Origin of the sequence: Streptomyces sp. NPDC057486 (genome assembly GCF_042802415.1) — a bacterium.
In the GTDB taxonomy this organism is placed as follows: Bacteria; Actinomycetota; Actinomycetes; order Streptomycetales; family Streptomycetaceae; genus Streptomyces; species Streptomyces yanii.
Window position 1 is genome coordinate 31,711 of the sequence record NZ_JBHVEE010000040.1, and the last position, 14,726, is coordinate 46,436.

Consider the following 14,726-nt stretch of genomic DNA (forward strand, 5'->3'; position numbering starts at 1 on the left):
CACTAGTCTCCCCGTTGTGTCCGATGCTTCGCGTGCTTTTGATGATTCGTTCCTGCTCGGGGGCGAGCTGCCTGTGCGGCGGCTCGGTTTCGGCACGGCCCAGCTGACAGGCCCGGGTTACTGGGGACCTCGCGGCACCCGGCAGGATGCCGTCGCGGTGCTGCGGCAGGCGGTGGAGCGCGGCGTGACCCTGATCGACACCGCCGACAACTACGGCCCGGAGCTGGCCGAGGAACTCGTCGCCGAAGCACTCCACCCGTACCGCGACGGTCCGGTGATCGCCACCAAGGGCGGCGTGGTGCGGACCAGCGACAGCGCCTGGCACATCGCGGGGCGCCCCGAACAGCTGCGGGCGATGTGCGAGGCCAGTCTGCGGCGGCTCCGGACCGAACGGATCGACCTCTATCAGCTGCATCGGCTGGATCCGGAGGTGCCCCTCGCCGAGCAGCTCGGGGCCCTGGACGCGCTGAGGCAGGAGGGTAAGATCCGTTTCATCGGCCTGGACACCCTCACCGCCGGCCAACTGCAGGAGGCCCTCTCCCTGACCGGGATCGCCTCGGTGCAGAACCGCTTCAATCTTCTCGACCGTTCGTCGGACGCGGTGCTGAGACTCTGCGAGACCCATGGCCTCGCCTTTCTGCCCTGGTTCCCGCTGGCGAACGGCGCCCTGACCGGTGAGTCCGCCGCCGCGCTCTCCGGTATCGCCGAACGGCATGGTGCCACCCGCGGGCAGATCGCCCTCGCCTGGCTGCTGCACCGCTCGCCCGTGCTGTGCCCGACCCCGGGCACGGGTTCGCCCGTCCATCTGGCGGAGAACCTCGGGGCTGCGGCGATCCGGCTGTCCACCGAGGACATGAGCCGCCTGGAGGCGCTCGCCCCCGCATGAAGGAGTACCCGCCGGTGACCATCACCTCCGCTTCCGTCCCTGCCTCTCCCGCCGCGCCGGTGCCGGTGATCCGGGCCCGTGACGTGCGGCTCGTCCGGGACGGCGACGTCCTGCTCGACTCGGTGTCGCTGACCGTGCGCAGCGGTGAGCACTGGGCCCTGCTCGGCGCCAACGGCGCCGGGAAAAGCACGCTGCTGGGGCTGCTCGGCGCGGTCACCCATCCCACCGACGGGTCGGTGGAGATCCTGGGACGGACGATCGGACGGGTCGACCTGCGGGAACTGCGGACCCTGCTGGGGCATGTCAACCCCCGCCATCCGCTGCGCTCACCGCTGTCGGTGCGCGAGGTGGTGCTGACCGGTCTGACGAACTCGGTCGAGCCGGTGCCGCGTTGGTCCGCGAGCGACGAACAGGCGGCGCAGGCCGACCGGTTGCTGAAGATGCTGGGCATGGAGGCGAAGACCGGTTCGCGCTGGCCGTCGCTCTCGCAGGGCGAGCGGGGCCGTACGCTCATCGCCCGCGCGCTGATGCCGCAGCCCCGGCTGCTGCTCCTCGACGAGCCGGCCACCGGGTTGGATCTCGCCGCCCGCGAACAGTTGCTGGACGCCCTGGACGCCTTGCGCGAGGAACATCCGGAGCTGGCGACGGTCCTGGTCACGCACCATCTGGAGGAGCTGCCCGCCTCCACCACACATGCGATGCTGCTGCGGGCGGGACGCTCCGTGGCCTCGGGTCCGGCCGACGAGGTGCTCACCACGGGCCGGGTCAGCGACTGCTTCGGACATCCGGTGCGGATCGCCCGCACGGACGGCAGGTGGACGGCGCGTGCGCAGCGTGTCCCCCGCGGCTGAGGACGGTCACGCGCCTTCGTGCACCGTCACTCGTCATCGGAGGGCCCGACGGCGAAGAGCGTCGCCTGATGGAAGTAGAGCAGCCAGCTCCGGCCGGTCAGCCGCCACAGCGAACTGCGGTGCGCCCGAAGCCCCTTGGACTCGGTCTCGAAGGTCAGATGGACGAGTCCGTCGGCCAGCTCGACCCCGTGCATCCGGGACGCGGTGAGCGGTCCGGGCCGTGGTGCGTCGTCGGCGATCAGCAGGGCGATGATCGCGTCACGGTTCCAGCAGCGGCCGGTGGCGTCGATCTCGCGGTACTCCGGGTGCAGTACCTGGGCGAGGAGTTCGGTGGAGGCGCGGACCAGCGGGTCGAGGAGGCTGAGCTCGCCCTCGATGGCCGCGGCGACACCGGGCGACGGCTCAGGCACGTGTCATCTCCCCGAGTTCGGTGACGGTGTTCCGGTCATGGGCACACCATAGGGCGCTCTGCCCGAGCAGCGCGGCCGCCGCGCCCCGTGGGGGAGAGCACGGCGGCCGCCGATTCGGTGGTGTCTGCTACTCAACGACCTTCAGCAGCTTGTTCGGCGTGCCCTCCGTCGCATTGGAGATCGCGTCGGGGGTGGCGCCGTCGGTGAGCGCCGTGGCGACCTCCGCCGGGGTGGCGTCCGGGTGTCCGGCGAGGTAGACGGCGGCGGCACCGACGACGTGCGGGGTCGCCATGGACGTGCCGGAGATGGTGTTCGTCCCGTCGTCGCTGTCGTTCCAGGACGAGGTGATGTCCGAGCCCGGGGCGTAGATGTCCACGATCGAGCCGTAGTTGGAGAACGACGACTGCTCGTCGTCCACCGTGGACGAGGCGACCGTGATGGCCTCCGGGACGCGGGCCGGGGAGCCCTCGCCCGCATCTGCGGACTCGTTTCCGGCGGCCACCGCGAAGGTGACTCCGGAGGCGATGGCCTTCTGGACCGCGGCGTCCAGAGCCGGGTCGGCGCTGCCGCCGAGGCTCATGTTGGCGACGGACGGGCCCTCGTGGTGCTCGGTGACCCAGTCGATGCCGGCGACGACCTGCTCGGTGGTGCCCGAGCCGGAGTCGTCGAGGACGCGGACGGCGACGATCTCCGCCTTCTTCGCGACGCCGTACGTCGCACCGGCGATGGTGCCGGCCACGTGGGTGCCGTGGCCGTTGCCGTCGTCGGCGCTGTCGTCGTTGTCCACGGCGTCGAAGCCCGAGGTGGCCCGGCCCTCGAACTCCTTGTGCGTGATCCTGACACCGGTGTCGATGACGTACGCCGTGACACCCTCACCCGCACTGTCCGGGTAGGTGTACGCGTTGTCGCCCGCGGTCTCGGTCTGATCGATCCGGTCGAGACCCCAGGACGGCGGGTTGTCCTGGGTGGCGTCGATGTGGAACTTCTTGTTCTGGACGACCTTGGACACGGCCGGGTCGGCCGCGAGCCGCTTGGCCTCCGTCAGCGAAAGTCCGCTGGCGGAGAAGCCGTTGATGGCGGAGGTGTAGTTGCGCTGCAGCTTGCCGCCGTACTCCTTGGCGAGCTTCGCCTTGTCGGCCTTCTGGTCCAGCATCACGATGTAGCTGCCCTGGACGGCGGTTGCCGCGTCGGCGCCGTAGACCGTCCCCATCGTCGGGGCGGGTGCGGCTCCGGCGAAGGACGTGCCGAACAGGGTGACTCCGGCGGCTGCGGCGACGGCGGTGATCGCCGCGGTGAGCTTGGTCCGGCGTGCGCGCTTGTGTATGGCCATGAAGAGGGATCTCCTCGTCATTCTTTGTGGGGGGATTGGCCCTCGGCCGGAAGATCTCCGGGGGCTGGCTCGACCCTCACCCATTGACGCGCGCAGATCAACCCCTTCACGCAGCTGTGACTTACTCAACAACCTTTCGTAATAAGGAACCGGCCAGCCAGTTTCAAGTCGGGCACCCAACCTGCCAACGACCTTTACATACAGGGTGCTTGCGCCGTCCCCGGACGGGAATGAAACCGTGTCCCTGCTCCCCTGCTCCCCTGCTCCCCTGCTCCCCTGCGTTGCGGGCAGGAGCGGACCGGCCGCCCGCGCTCACTCCGCATCAGCGAGGCGTCCACCGGCTCGCCGACCTCCTCCTCGCGCCAGGCGGCCGGGTCGGTCGAGAGGGTGACCGCGGACCCGCTCAGCGGTGGGCGAGGACGCGGGCCGGGGCCACCGAGGCCGACCGAGCCATGCCCGCTCACCGAGATTGCCGACGTACCGGGCAGGATGCCGAACAACCCGGTGAAGCCCTGAGCGTGAGGCCGAAGCACGGGGGCACGCCCGACAGCCTTTTACGTGTAAGGGCCTTGGACCGCCCCTCTCAGGGATCCACTGGCCCGCAAGGTGGAGAACGGTCCCCGCAGGTTCACCGGAGAGCATGAGGAGACGACTCGATTCCGCCCATAACTTCGGAGCAGCGACGGTGGCAGGGAGCCGACGTCGGTCACGAGGGGGCAGGTCCGTCATGAGAACAGTGGATTCGGCGCGCGCGGGGGCGCCACGCGTACGCGGCATCGCCGCCCGGGCCGGCGGCTGGAGCGCACGGCACCGATGGGCGGCGGTGACCGTATGGGTGCTGTTCGTCGTTCTCGCGATGGGACTCGGCTCGGCGACCGGCCGCGTCGACGTGAAGGAGAGCGATCAGCTGTCCGGCGAGGTGGGCCGGGCCGTGCAGATCACCGAGGACGCCGGGCTGAAGGATCCGGCGGGCGAGACGGTGCTCATCCAGGCCGACAGCCCCTCGGTGAAAGCCACTTCACCGGAGTTCCGCTCGGCCGTCGACGCCGTGATGCAGGCGGTCCAGTCCACCGGTGAAGTGACCGCCGTGACCTCCCCGTACGTGACGAAGACCATCTCGGCCGACGGTCGCAGCGCGCTCGTACAGTTCGAGATGCGGGGGGATCCCGAAACGGCGAGCGCGCGCGTCGAACCGGTGCTGAAGGCCGTCGACAAGGTCCAGGGCGAGCACGACGGTCTCGTGATCGAGGAGATCGGCAGCGCCAGCATGGGCAAGACCTTCGAAGACGCCTTCGGCGACGACTTCCAGCGGGCCGAACTCTCCGCCGTACCGGTCGCCCTGGGCATTCTGCTGATCGCGTTCGGGGCCCTCGTCGCCGCACTGCTGCCGGTGGCTCTGGCCATCACGGCGATCATCGCGACGATGGGGCTGATGGGCGTGGTCAGCCATCTCCAGCCGATGAGCGAGACGGCGAACTCGGTGATGCTGCTGGTCGGTCTGGCCGTCGGTGTCGACTACTGCCTCTTCTATCTGCGGCGCGAGCGCGAGGAACGGGCCAAGGGGCGCGACGCCCGGACCGCCCTGATGATCGCTGCGGCAACCAGCGGGCGCGCGATCATCGTCTCCGGTGTGACGGTCTGTGTCGCGATGGCGGGCATGCTCTTCACCGGTCTCGCCGAGTTCGAGGCGATGGGACTCGCCTCGCTCATGGTCGTTGCGGTCGCGATGGTCGGCTCGGTGACGGTCCTTCCCGCCCTGCTCTCGCTGCTCGGCGAGCGGGTCGAGAAGGGGCGGGTGCCGTTCCTCAACCGCCTCAAGCGGTCCTCCGGCACCCAGCGGAAGTCGACCGCTCACGACAACCACCCGCACCCGTCGGCCGTGCGACCGGGCGACGCGAGCGGCGAGAGCCGGGTGTGGCGTGCGGTACTCGACTCGGTGCTGCGCCGCCCCTGGACGGCGCTGGTGATCGCGGCGGGCGCACTCACCGCGATTGCGCTGCCCGCCGTCGGCATGCACACCCAGAACCTCACCCTGGACCAGGAGTTCGGCAGCTCGCTCCCGATCGTGCGGACATACGAGCGGCTCAACGCGGCATTCCCCGGCGGCGCCGACCCGGCCCGGGTCGTGGTGAAGGCCGACGACATCAACGCCGCTCCGGTACGTCAGGCGCTCGCCGACTTCCGCGAGCAGGCCGTCGCGTCGGGCGCCTCCAAGGGCCCGGTCGACATGGTGACACACGACGCGGAGAACATCGCGGTCATCGATGTACCACTGGTCGGTGGATCCGATCAGAGCAGGGCCGTCAAGAGCCTGGATCTGCTCCGTGACCAGGTGCGCCCGGACACGCTCGGCAAGGTCGACGGCGTCGAGGCGCCGATCACCGGTCAGGTCGCGGGGTCGAAGGACTTCAACGACCAGATCGTCGGCGCGGTGGTGCCGGTATTCGCCTTCGTCGTCGTCTTCGCCTTCCTTCTGATGCTGCTCTGCTTCCGTTCACTGACGATCGCGGTGACGTCCATCGTGCTCAACCTGCTGTCGGTGGGCGCCGCGTACGGCATCCTGACCGCCGTCTTTCAGCACGGCTGGGGCGCCTCTCTGGTCGGTGCGGAAGGGGTGGGGGCCATCATCTCCTGGCTGCCGCTCTTCCTTTTCGTGATCCTCTTCGGGCTCTCGATGGACTACCACGTGTTCGTGGTGTCCCGGATCCGCGAAGCCCGGCTGCAGGGCCGCTCGACCAGGGACGCGATCGCCCATGGCGTGGTGACAACGGCAGGCGTGGTGACCAGCGCGGCGGTCATCATGGTCGCGGTGTTCGCGATCTTCGGCACGCTGTCGATGCAGTCCATGAAGCAGATGGGCGTGGGCCTGGCCGCTGCGGTGCTGATCGACGCGACGATCATTCGCGGGGTGTTGCTGCCGGCCGTCATGGCGCTGCTCGACGAACGCAACTGGTACCTGCCTCGGTGGCTGAGGTGGCTGCCGGACCTGACACACGACGAGTCGGCCGTCGCGGACGGGGTGCGCGACGACCGGACCTCCGGTGCGATTCCCTCCCGTGCCGTTGGAGCCGCGGGGGAGACCCAGGACAGCACGCTCACGGGGCAGTCCCGGTAATCCCTGCTCAGGCGGGCAGTTCGGCTTCGATGAGGTCGGCTGCCCGCCGCGTGCCGCCCTCCCCCGCCATCCGTTCCCGTACCGCCGCCGCCTTCGCCGCCACCGCAGGGTCCCCGGCCAGAGCGAGCACAGCGGTGCGCAGCGCCTCCGGCGTCACCTCGTCCCTCGGCAGATGACGGGCGACGCCCAGCGCCTGCAGCATGTCGGCGTTGCCGAACTGATCGACCGCCTGCGGGACGGCGACCATCGGGGTGCCGGTGGCGAGCCCCTCCTGACTGCCGCCCGCACCCGCGTGGGTGATGAAGGCGTCCGCCTGCTTGAGCACGGAGAGCTGCGGCACCCAGGAGCGCACCTCCACATTCGCGGGTACGTCCCCGAGTTCGGCGATGTCGACGAACGCACCGATCTGGAGCACGACATGCCAGCCGGGCAGGTCACCGAACGCCTCGATGCAGTCGCGGTAGAAGCTGGGCTGCTGGGTGAAGGCCGAGCCGAGCGACACCAGCAGCACCTTCTCGGCATCCGCGGGCCGCTGCCACTCCCCCTGGTCGGTGCGGTCGCCCAGGCAGGCACCGACGAAGGTGTGGACCTCGCGGTCCACCCTGTCCGCGTTCGGCTGGAGCACCTCGGGGATCAGGACGACCGAACGGCGCGGTCGGCCGACGAACGGGTCGGGATGCTGGTCGATGCCGTTCTCCGCAAGCCAGTCCGCGAACCGCTTGCGGTACGCCCGCCCGCGTTCACTGCGCATCAGTTCGGCGGTCATCGGCTCGCCGACCTCCTCCTCGTATCCGTCCCAGGCGACCAGGTTGGGCGAGAGGGAGACCGCGGGCACGCCCCAGCGGTGGGCGAGGACGCGGGCCGGGTAGGAGGTGATGTCGTGCAGGACGAGGTCCGGCTCGTCCCCGTCGAAGGCCTTGACGAGTTGGGGCAGCGCCTGGACGGCGTCGTCGAGGAACGGCTCCAGGTGGTCGATCGGCTCGGTGCCCCAGTCCTCCGGTGAGGTGGGCAGGACCGAGGTGTAGAGCACCGGTTCGGCTCCGGTGGCGGCGACCTTCTCGGCGAAGGACGGCGGGATGGCATAACTGACGCGGTGCCCACGGCCGACGAGTTCCCGGATGACTTCGAGGCTCGGGTTCACGTGTCCGTGGGCGGCGATGGAGAACATGGCGATGTGGGCACGCCGGATATCCGTCATGCCCACACCATAGACGAGACGATACGTCTCGTGCAGCCAGGATTTCTTTTCCTGTCAGCGCTGATACCGCGCCAGGACCCGGTTCCCGTCGTCGACCAGGCGTTTCCTCAGTTCGTCCCGTCCGATCGCCCCGCTGTAGTACTCCTGGAGTGCCGGCGTGGCGACCTTGTCCTTCCACTCGGGGTAGCCGCGCACCGACTGGGCGGGCGCCGGACGTAGCCCCTTCGCGAGTGCGGCGCCGGTCGCCCAGCCGTTCTCGGCCGTGTGCAGAGCCGGGTCCGCGAGCGCCGCAGTGCCGGTCGGGAGCATCCAGTCCCCCTTCGCCAGGCGCACCATGTTCTCCGGGCGCAGCAGGAAGTCGATGAACTCCACGGCCGCCTTCTTGTGCGGGCTCGCCTCGGCGACGGAAAGGGTCTGCGGACTCACGCCCTGGGCGAGCCCGTCGCTGCCCGCAGGTGCGGGCAGCACGGTCCACTCGAAGCCCTTCGGGGCCTGCTCGACCACCTGCTGACGGTACGAGAAGCCCAGCGGAACCATCGCGTACCTGCCGCCGAACAGCCCCGGAAGGGTGTCGGAGCCTCCCATGCCGAGCGTGGTGCGGGCGGCGCTGTGGTCGGTGTTGACCTGGTCGCGGATGGTGCCGGGCATGACCTCGTCGCCCTCGTCGAGACGGATGGTCACCTTGCCGTCGGCGCCGCGATGGAAGAGCCGGCCGCCGCTGGAGACTCCGAGGTTGAGGGTGACGGAGACCGGTTCCCGGAGCGGCCAGGCGACTCCGTACGCCGCCTTCCCTTCCCCCTTGCCTGTCAGCTCCTTGGTGACCTGCCGGAATTCCTCCCAGCTCCAGGGCTTCTCGGGGCTCGGGATCCGGACCCCGGAGGCCTTGAGGATCTTGGTGTTGGCGATCAGGACCCGGGGTTCCTGGAGGAACGGCACCCCGTAGACACCGTCGCCGAACGTTGCGGTCTGCCAGCTCTGCTGCGGGATGTCGGCGGCCAGCCGGCTGGGAAGCAGTGTGCGCAGATCGGCGAGATAGCCACCGTACGCGAAGTCGGCGAGGTCGTCGGAGGCGTCATGGATGACATCCGGCGCCTCGTCGCCCTCGAAGGAGGTGAGCAGCTGGTCGTGCACGCTGTCCCAGCTGCCCTGGACGTACTCGACCTGGATGTCGGGGTGGGCCCGGTTCCACTCCTCGACCAGCTGCTTGTTGGCGTCGACGGACTCCTTCTGCCAGGCCAGCGACTGGAAGCGAAGCTTGATCTTCCCGCTGTTGTCCGTTCCGCCGCCGGAGCCGCTGCAGCCGGTGAGGAGCAGAGCGAGTGTGGTGGCCGCGGCGGCTGCGGTACGCACGAGTGCCCGCATCAGCTCTTCACCGCCCCGGCGAGCATGCCCCCGGTGATCCGGCGCTGGATGATCGCGAAGAGGACCAAGGAGGGCAGGGTGGCGAGAAATGCGGCGGCGGCGAGCGGCCCGAGCTCGGCCGCGCCCTCCGCGCCGAGGAAGTGGGTGAGTACGACCGGCAAGGTCTGCTTCTCCGGTGTCTTGAGCAGGACGAGCGCGAAGAAGAACTCGTTCCATGCGGTGATGAACGCGAAGAGTGCGGTGGCGACGATGCCGGGGGCCAGCAGCGGGACGGTGACCGAGACGAGTGTCCGCAGTCTTCCGGCGCCGTCGACCGAGGCGGCCTCCTCGAGTTCGGGCGGCACGGCGCGGACGTACCCGACCAGCATCCACAGCGCGAACGGCAGCGCCCAGACGACGTACACCGCGATCAGCCCCCAGAGGGTGTTGATCAGATGCAGATTCTTGAGAATCAGGAAGAGCGGAATGATCAGCAGGACGAAGGGGAACGCCTGGCTGACGACGACCCAGCCGGTGGCGGCCGCCGTGAGCCCGGTGCGCCGCCGGGCCATCACATAGGCCATGGGCGTGGCGACGACGACGGCGATCAGAGCGGCGGAGACCGCGGCGACCAGCGAGTTGGCGGCCGCCTGCAGCAGGGGCTGCTCGTCGAAGGCCTGCCGGAAGTTGTCCAGGGTCGGATGCTCCGGGATCCAGGTGGGGTGCAGGGAACCCAGTTCGCGCGCCGGCTTGAAGGCGGTGGAGATCAGCCAGAGAAACGGGAACGCCAGGAAGACGAGGTAGCCCAGGAGCGCGACGTACTGTCCCGCGCGGGCGGATCTGCCGGTCCGGAGACTCACTGGCCATCCCCTCCCCTGAGCCGCCCCGCGAGGTGGACGGCGAGAACCACGGAGATCACCGCGACCATCACACAGCCCATCGCCGCGGCGTAGCCGAACTGGCCGTAACGGAAGGCTTCCTCGTACGCGAAGAGCATCGGCAGCCGGGTCCTGCCACCGGGACCGCCGTTGGTCAGGACGTAGACCAGGGCGAAGGAGTTGAAGTTCCAGATGAAACTGAGCGCGGTGATCGAGAGCGCGACCGGCCTGAGGGCCGGCCAGGTGACGGTACGGAACCGGCGCCAGGCACCCGCGCCGTCCAGGGCGGCCGCCTCGTGGAGTTCGTGCGGGGTGTTCTGGAGCCCGGCCAGAAGGGCGACGGTGGTCTGCGGCATGCCCGCCCAGATGCCGACGACGATCACGGCGGGCAGCGCGGTGGCGAGTCCGGTCAGCCAGTCCCGGCCGTCACCGAGCCCGAGATCGCGGATGGTCTCGTTGAGGACGCCCGCGTCCGGGTTGTAGACCAGCCGCCACATGATGCCGACGACCACTTCGGGCATGGCCCACGGGATGATCGCGAGGGCCCGCGCCAGCCAGCGCATCCGCAGGTTCTGGTTGAGCAGCAGGGCGAGGCCGAGGGCCAGGACGAACTGCGGGACGGTGACGCCGACCGCCCAGACGAGGCCGATCCGGAACGAGTCCCAGAAGAGGGCGTCGTGGAGCAGGTCCTGGAAGTTGAGCCCGCCGACCCACTGGGTGGAACGGGTACGGCCGGACTGGGCGTCGGTGAACGCCAGCGCGATGCCGTAGAGCAGCGGGCCTACGCTCAGGACAAGGATCGGGATCAGGGCGGGCAGCACAAGGAACCACGTACCCGGGTGCCGGTTGATCCGCGGGGCTGCTCCACCGCGCCTGGACTCCGGGCTCCCGGGCGGGCCATGCCGCCCGGACTGTACCGTTGCATTCGCTAACGTCATGAATTCGACCCCCTTGCGTCATTGGATCGGTTTCACCCGGATCTGGCCGCTCAGGTGGCCCCCGCCATGGTGCTGACGGGTCGTCGGTTCGTCAAGGTCGCCTGCACAGATGCGAAAATTGGATCCATGAACGAAATGCGTGCGCGCGAGGTGCTGACCGCTGCCGGACTGTCCGACGGCGCGGAGCTGCTCGCGCTGGGTGAGAACGCGGTGTTCGCCGTCAAGGGCCTGGTGGTCAAGGTCGGCCGGAACGCCGTGCAGAACCCGGAACTGCTGGCCCGGGCCGAGCGCGAGGTGGCCGTCGCGGAGTGGCTGGCCGGATCGTCGGTTCCCGCGGTGCGGGCGGCCGAGCCGAAGGCGCGGCTGGTCGAGGGGCACCCGGTGACGGTCTGGCACCGGCTCCCCGACGCGGTACGTGCTGCTCAGCCGCGGGATCTGGCGCAACTGCTCACCCTGGTGCACGCACTGCCCGCCCCGGAGGGCTTCACGCTGCCGCGGCGTGAGCTGCTCGGCGGGGTGGAGCGGTGGCTCCGGCTCGCGGGCGACGCCATCGATCCGGCCGACGCACAGTATCTGCGGGAACGGCGGGACGGATTCGCGGCTGCGGCTGCGGCACTGGTACCGCATCTGGTGCCGGGGCCGATCCACGGGGACGCGCTGCCGCGCAATGTCCATGTCGGTCCGGACGGGCCGGTGCTGGTGGACCTGGAGACGTTCTCCACGGACCTGCGCGAGCACGATCTGGTGGTGCTGGCACTGTCCCGGGACCGGTACGGGCTGGCGGCGGAGGCGTACGACGGGTTCACGGACGCCTACGGGTGGGACGTCCGCGAGTGGGACGGGTGTGCGGTGTTGCGGGGGGCCCGGGAAACGGCGAGTTGCGCGTGGGTCGCGCAGCATGCGCCGGGGAATCCGGCGGCGCTGGCGGAGTTCCGACGCAGGGTCGCGTCCTTGCGCGACGAGGCCCCCGAGGTGCGTTGGTATCCGTTCTAGGGCGTGTGTCGGAAGTCCCGCCGTCCGCCCGAAGGGTGGGCCCGGCGGCGTCCGGTGCGTGCGATCGCAAGGCGGAGGATCGCCCTCGTACCGGACAGCACAGCCTGCAGGACGCGGAGTTGACCCGCATCGAGCCGGCAGCGGACCCCGCCGTGGCCCTTGGAGGGGCGGGGTGGGTGACCGGCTCGCATCGGTCCCGGTCACCCGGTGACCGGTCCGGCCCCGGACGCCGGACGGGCTCGGGTGTGCGGTCGGACTCGATCGGTGCGGGCGCGCTCGCCCTGGCCCCGAGGCATGCGCTCAGGTGGTGACCTGGGCCGGTTCGCGTACGGGCCAGTGGGGGTCGATCACCGCGTCCGCGGTGCCCTTGCGGCGCAGGAAGGACTGGAACTCGGCTGCCCAGTCCGCGTACCACGTGATCTGACGCTCGTGGAGTTCGCCCGCCGTCAGCGCGGCGACCGAGCCGTGGCGTGCGGCTATCGCGTACGCCACCCGTACCGCCGCCAGCGCGTCCGCGCCCGCGTCATGCGCACCGCCGTGCACCACCCCGTATTCGACGCAGACCGCCTCCAGCGTCCGCTTGCCCTTGCGGTAGCGGTCGACCGCCCGGTCGATCGTGTACGGGTCGACGACCGGACCGATCGCGGCACCGCCGAGACGCTCGCTCAGGGACGGCAGCCCGTGCCGGCGCAACTCCGCCGTCAGCAGCGTCAGATCGAAGGCGGCGTTGTACGCGACGACCGGCACTCCCTGGCGCCAGTAGTCCGTGAGCGTCTCGGCGATCTCGTCCGCCACCTCGCGCACCGGCCGGCCCTCCGCCGCTGCCCGCTCGCTGCTGATGCCATGGATCGCCGAGGCCTGTGCGGGAATCCGGATCCCCGGATCCGCCAGCCAGGTGCGCTGCCGCACCGGCTCCCCGTCCCTGCCTCCGACGCCGACGACCGCGGCCGTCACGATCCGGGCCTCCAGCGGCTCCGTGCCCGTCGTCTCCAGGTCGAAGCCGACCAGCGCCTCCCGGTGCCAGCTCATCCCGTACCTCCTTCGTGGTGCTCTCCCCCAGGTGATGACCACCCTGCCATGCACCACTGACAACGCGTACCACAGGTGACGCGTACGGCGGGCGGGGCGAGGGGCTCAGGAGACGGGCCGGGAGTCCGTCCACACGGACTCGAACTCCTCGCGGTACGTCTCGAAGAGCCCGTGCTCGTTGTCCTGCCCCGCCCGGACCACCGCCCGGCCCCCGCCTCGCAGCACCAGCACAGGCGCCTCCATGCCGCGTGCGCGCCGCAGATAGGGCTGGACGACGCCCACCGCGTCCGCCCCGTCGCCGTCCACCAGATAGGCCGTGAAGCGCGGCGTCTCGTCGAAGACGTGGATCTCGAACGCGCCCGGATCACGGAGTTTGGAACGGACCCGGCGCATGTGGAGGATGTTCATCTCCACCGACCGGCTCAGCTCGCCCTTCTTGAGCCCGAGTTCCCGTTCGCGCCGCTTGACCGCGCTGCTCGCCGGGTTGATGAACAGCAGCCGGATCCGGCAGCCCGATTCGGCGAGCCGGACCAGCCGGCGGCCGGAGAAGTTCTGCACCAGCAGATTGAGGCCTATGCCGATCGCGTCGAGGCGGCGCGCACCGCCGAACAGGTCCTCGGCGGGCAGCTGGCGCTGCAGCCGGACCCGGTCGGAATGGACGGAGACCACATCCGCGTACCGGTCGCCGACCAGTTCCTCGACGGCGTCGACCGGCAGCCGGTCCGCGGACGGCACCGCGGCGCCGCTGCCCAGGATCTCCAGGAGACGCGCCGAGGCGCGCTCGGCCTGGGCGAGGACCGCCTCGTTCAGCGCACGGTTGCGGGAGACGACATTGCGGGCCACCTCCAGTTCGTCGAGTGCCAGCTCGACATCGCGCCGGTCGTCGAAGTAGGGCTCGAAGCAGGGCCAGTGCTGGATCATCAGCTCCCGCAGCTGCGGGAGCGTGAGGAAGCTGAGAACGTTGTCGTCGGCCGGGTCGAGCAGATAGCCCTTGCGGCGGGAGACCTCGCGCACGGCGACGGCGCGCTGCACCCATTCCTGTCCGGCGGGCCCCGCGGCGGCCACCACCCAGTCCTCGCCGTGCACCGGCTCGTAGATCGGCCGCAGCACCGCGGCGACCACGGACCGCAACCGCTGTTCCACGAGATTCAGCCAAATATAGGCGCGTCCGGCCCGCTGGGCCCGGGTCCGGACCTCGCTCCAGGCGTCCGCGCCCCAGCCCAGCTCGGCGCCGATCTCCATGGGCTGCGCAAGCGATACCGCCCCGGGCGGGGCGTCGACGGATTCCCCCTCGTGACCTGGGTCACCCGGGGGCAGCTCGAACCCTCCCGAGCTCAACCGCGCACCGCCTTCCGCTCCCCCACCAACGATCAAGGAAGGGTACTCCGGGAGCGGGAGCCGGTGCAGCAGGATGGACAGGCTCCTTTCTCAACTCCCCGAGCTGTCAGGCGCGTTCCCTGCGGCAAGATCTGCCGTAGTGAGCTGATTCATAGCGATTGGGCACCCCGTCGGGGCCGCATTCCGGACGTGTGCCCCGGACAGGTTCTCGGATCCGGTTCCGGGCGACACGGAGAGGCCCGATGTTGACCGGTCCGGCGGACGTGGCCGACCGGACCGTGCGACGTGCCGGTGCCCCTCCCGGCGAGCCCTGCCCCGTCGCACCGCCCGGCACGCCCGCTCGCGGCGTCGGCCAAAAGCCCTGGTGGCTCCGCCACAAGGACGTCCGGCCGCCTTGCGGTCGCATGCACCGGACGACG

General features: G+C 70.2%; 12 protein-coding genes. 4 read left to right on the forward strand and 8 right to left on the reverse strand.

Annotated elements, in window-relative coordinates; all coding sequences use genetic code 11:
* Positions 1-16 precede the first annotated feature (16 nt).
* Together ACFU6I_RS20115 and ACFU6I_RS20120 are read left to right on the forward strand one after the other, a co-directional pair.
* On the forward strand, positions 17-886 hold the full coding sequence (locus ACFU6I_RS20115; protein WP_384349296.1) for an aldo/keto reductase: 870 nt from the start codon (positions 17-19) through the stop codon (positions 884-886).
* A gap of 14 nt (positions 887-900) precedes the next feature.
* Positions 901-1,737: an ABC transporter ATP-binding protein gene (locus ACFU6I_RS20120; RefSeq protein WP_384368344.1), complete on the forward strand. Its 837-nt coding sequence runs from the start codon at positions 901-903 to the stop codon at positions 1,735-1,737.
* A 26-nt stretch (positions 1,738-1,763) separates the two neighbouring features.
* Here ACFU6I_RS20120 and ACFU6I_RS20125 read toward each other — a convergent pair whose 3' ends face one another.
* The gene (locus ACFU6I_RS20125; protein WP_384368347.1) at positions 1,764-2,147 is read right to left on the reverse strand and encodes a DUF4440 domain-containing protein; all 384 of its coding nucleotides are present in this window, start codon (positions 2,145-2,147) and stop codon (positions 1,764-1,766) included.
* Positions 2,148-2,274: 127 nt separating this feature from the next.
* Complete coding sequence (locus tag ACFU6I_RS20130) at positions 2,275-3,477, reverse strand: S8 family serine peptidase (RefSeq protein WP_384368350.1); 1,203 nt, start codon at positions 3,475-3,477, stop codon at positions 2,275-2,277.
* Positions 3,478-4,204: 727 nt separating this feature from the next.
* On the opposite strand from ACFU6I_RS20130, the gene ACFU6I_RS20135 reads away from it, so the two are divergent.
* Positions 4,205-6,592: an MMPL family transporter gene (locus ACFU6I_RS20135; RefSeq protein ID WP_384368353.1), complete on the forward strand. Its 2,388-nt coding sequence runs from the start codon at positions 4,205-4,207 to the stop codon at positions 6,590-6,592.
* A 7-nt stretch (positions 6,593-6,599) separates the two neighbouring features.
* Here the strand turns inward: ACFU6I_RS20135 and mgt are convergent, their stop codons facing one another.
* Genes mgt through ACFU6I_RS20155 form a run of 4 tightly spaced genes read right to left on the reverse strand, consistent with a single transcriptional unit; the run spans position 6,600 to position 10,947 of the window.
* Complete coding sequence (gene mgt / locus ACFU6I_RS20140) at positions 6,600-7,790, reverse strand: macrolide-inactivating glycosyltransferase (RefSeq protein WP_384368356.1); 1,191 nt, start codon at positions 7,788-7,790, stop codon at positions 6,600-6,602.
* A 54-nt stretch (positions 7,791-7,844) separates the two neighbouring features.
* Entirely contained in the window at positions 7,845-9,152 is a 1,308-nt protein-coding gene (locus ACFU6I_RS20145) for an ABC transporter substrate-binding protein (RefSeq protein ID WP_384368359.1), read from the reverse strand.
* Positions 9,152-9,991 carry a carbohydrate ABC transporter permease gene (locus tag ACFU6I_RS20150; protein ID WP_384368362.1) on the reverse strand — a complete coding sequence of 280 codons (840 nt, stop codon included), beginning with the start codon at positions 9,989-9,991 and terminating at the stop codon, positions 9,152-9,154. The genes ACFU6I_RS20145 and ACFU6I_RS20150 overlap by 1 nt, the downstream gene beginning before the upstream one ends.
* Entirely contained in the window at positions 9,988-10,947 is a 960-nt protein-coding gene (locus tag ACFU6I_RS20155) for a carbohydrate ABC transporter permease (protein WP_384368365.1), read from the reverse strand. Before ACFU6I_RS20155 ends, ACFU6I_RS20150 begins: the two co-directional genes overlap by 4 nt.
* A 126-nt stretch (positions 10,948-11,073) precedes the next feature.
* Between ACFU6I_RS20155 and ACFU6I_RS20160 the strand changes: the two genes are divergently transcribed.
* On the forward strand, positions 11,074-11,940 hold the full coding sequence (locus ACFU6I_RS20160; protein ID WP_384368368.1) for a phosphotransferase enzyme family protein: 867 nt from the start codon (positions 11,074-11,076) through the stop codon (positions 11,938-11,940).
* Between the two features lie 300 nt (positions 11,941-12,240).
* On the opposite strand, the gene ACFU6I_RS20165 is transcribed toward ACFU6I_RS20160, so the two are convergent.
* Together ACFU6I_RS20165 and ACFU6I_RS20170 are read right to left on the reverse strand one after the other, a co-directional pair.
* Complete coding sequence (locus ACFU6I_RS20165) at positions 12,241-12,969, reverse strand: 3'-5' exonuclease (RefSeq protein WP_384368371.1); 729 nt, start codon at positions 12,967-12,969, stop codon at positions 12,241-12,243.
* 105 nt (positions 12,970-13,074) lie between these two features.
* Positions 13,075-14,307 carry an SAV2148 family HEPN domain-containing protein gene (locus ACFU6I_RS20170; RefSeq protein ID WP_384368374.1) on the reverse strand — a complete coding sequence of 411 codons (1,233 nt, stop codon included), beginning with the start codon at positions 14,305-14,307 and terminating at the stop codon, positions 13,075-13,077.
* Positions 14,308-14,726 lie beyond the last annotated feature (419 nt).

Bases quoted from the DNA above. Each gene is read 5' to 3' on its own strand.
- ACFU6I_RS20130 (WP_384368350.1), bottom strand. From the start codon at position 3,477: ATGGCCATACACAAGCGCGCACGCCGGACCAAGCTCACCGCGGCGATC.
- ACFU6I_RS20135 (WP_384368353.1), top strand. From the start codon at position 4,205: ATGAGAACAGTGGATTCGGCGCGCGCGGGGGCGCCACGCGTACGCGGC.
- mgt (WP_384368356.1), bottom strand. From the start codon at position 7,790: ATGACGGATATCCGGCGTGCCCACATCGCCATGTTCTCCATCGCCGCC.
- ACFU6I_RS20145 (WP_384368359.1), bottom strand. From the start codon at position 9,152: ATGCGGGCACTCGTGCGTACCGCAGCCGCCGCGGCCACCACACTCGCT.
- ACFU6I_RS20155 (WP_384368365.1), bottom strand. From the start codon at position 10,947: ATGACGTTAGCGAATGCAACGGTACAGTCCGGGCGGCATGGCCCGCCC.
- ACFU6I_RS20160 (WP_384368368.1), top strand. From the start codon at position 11,074: ATGAACGAAATGCGTGCGCGCGAGGTGCTGACCGCTGCCGGACTGTCC.
- ACFU6I_RS20165 (WP_384368371.1), bottom strand. From the start codon at position 12,969: ATGAGCTGGCACCGGGAGGCGCTGGTCGGCTTCGACCTGGAGACGACG.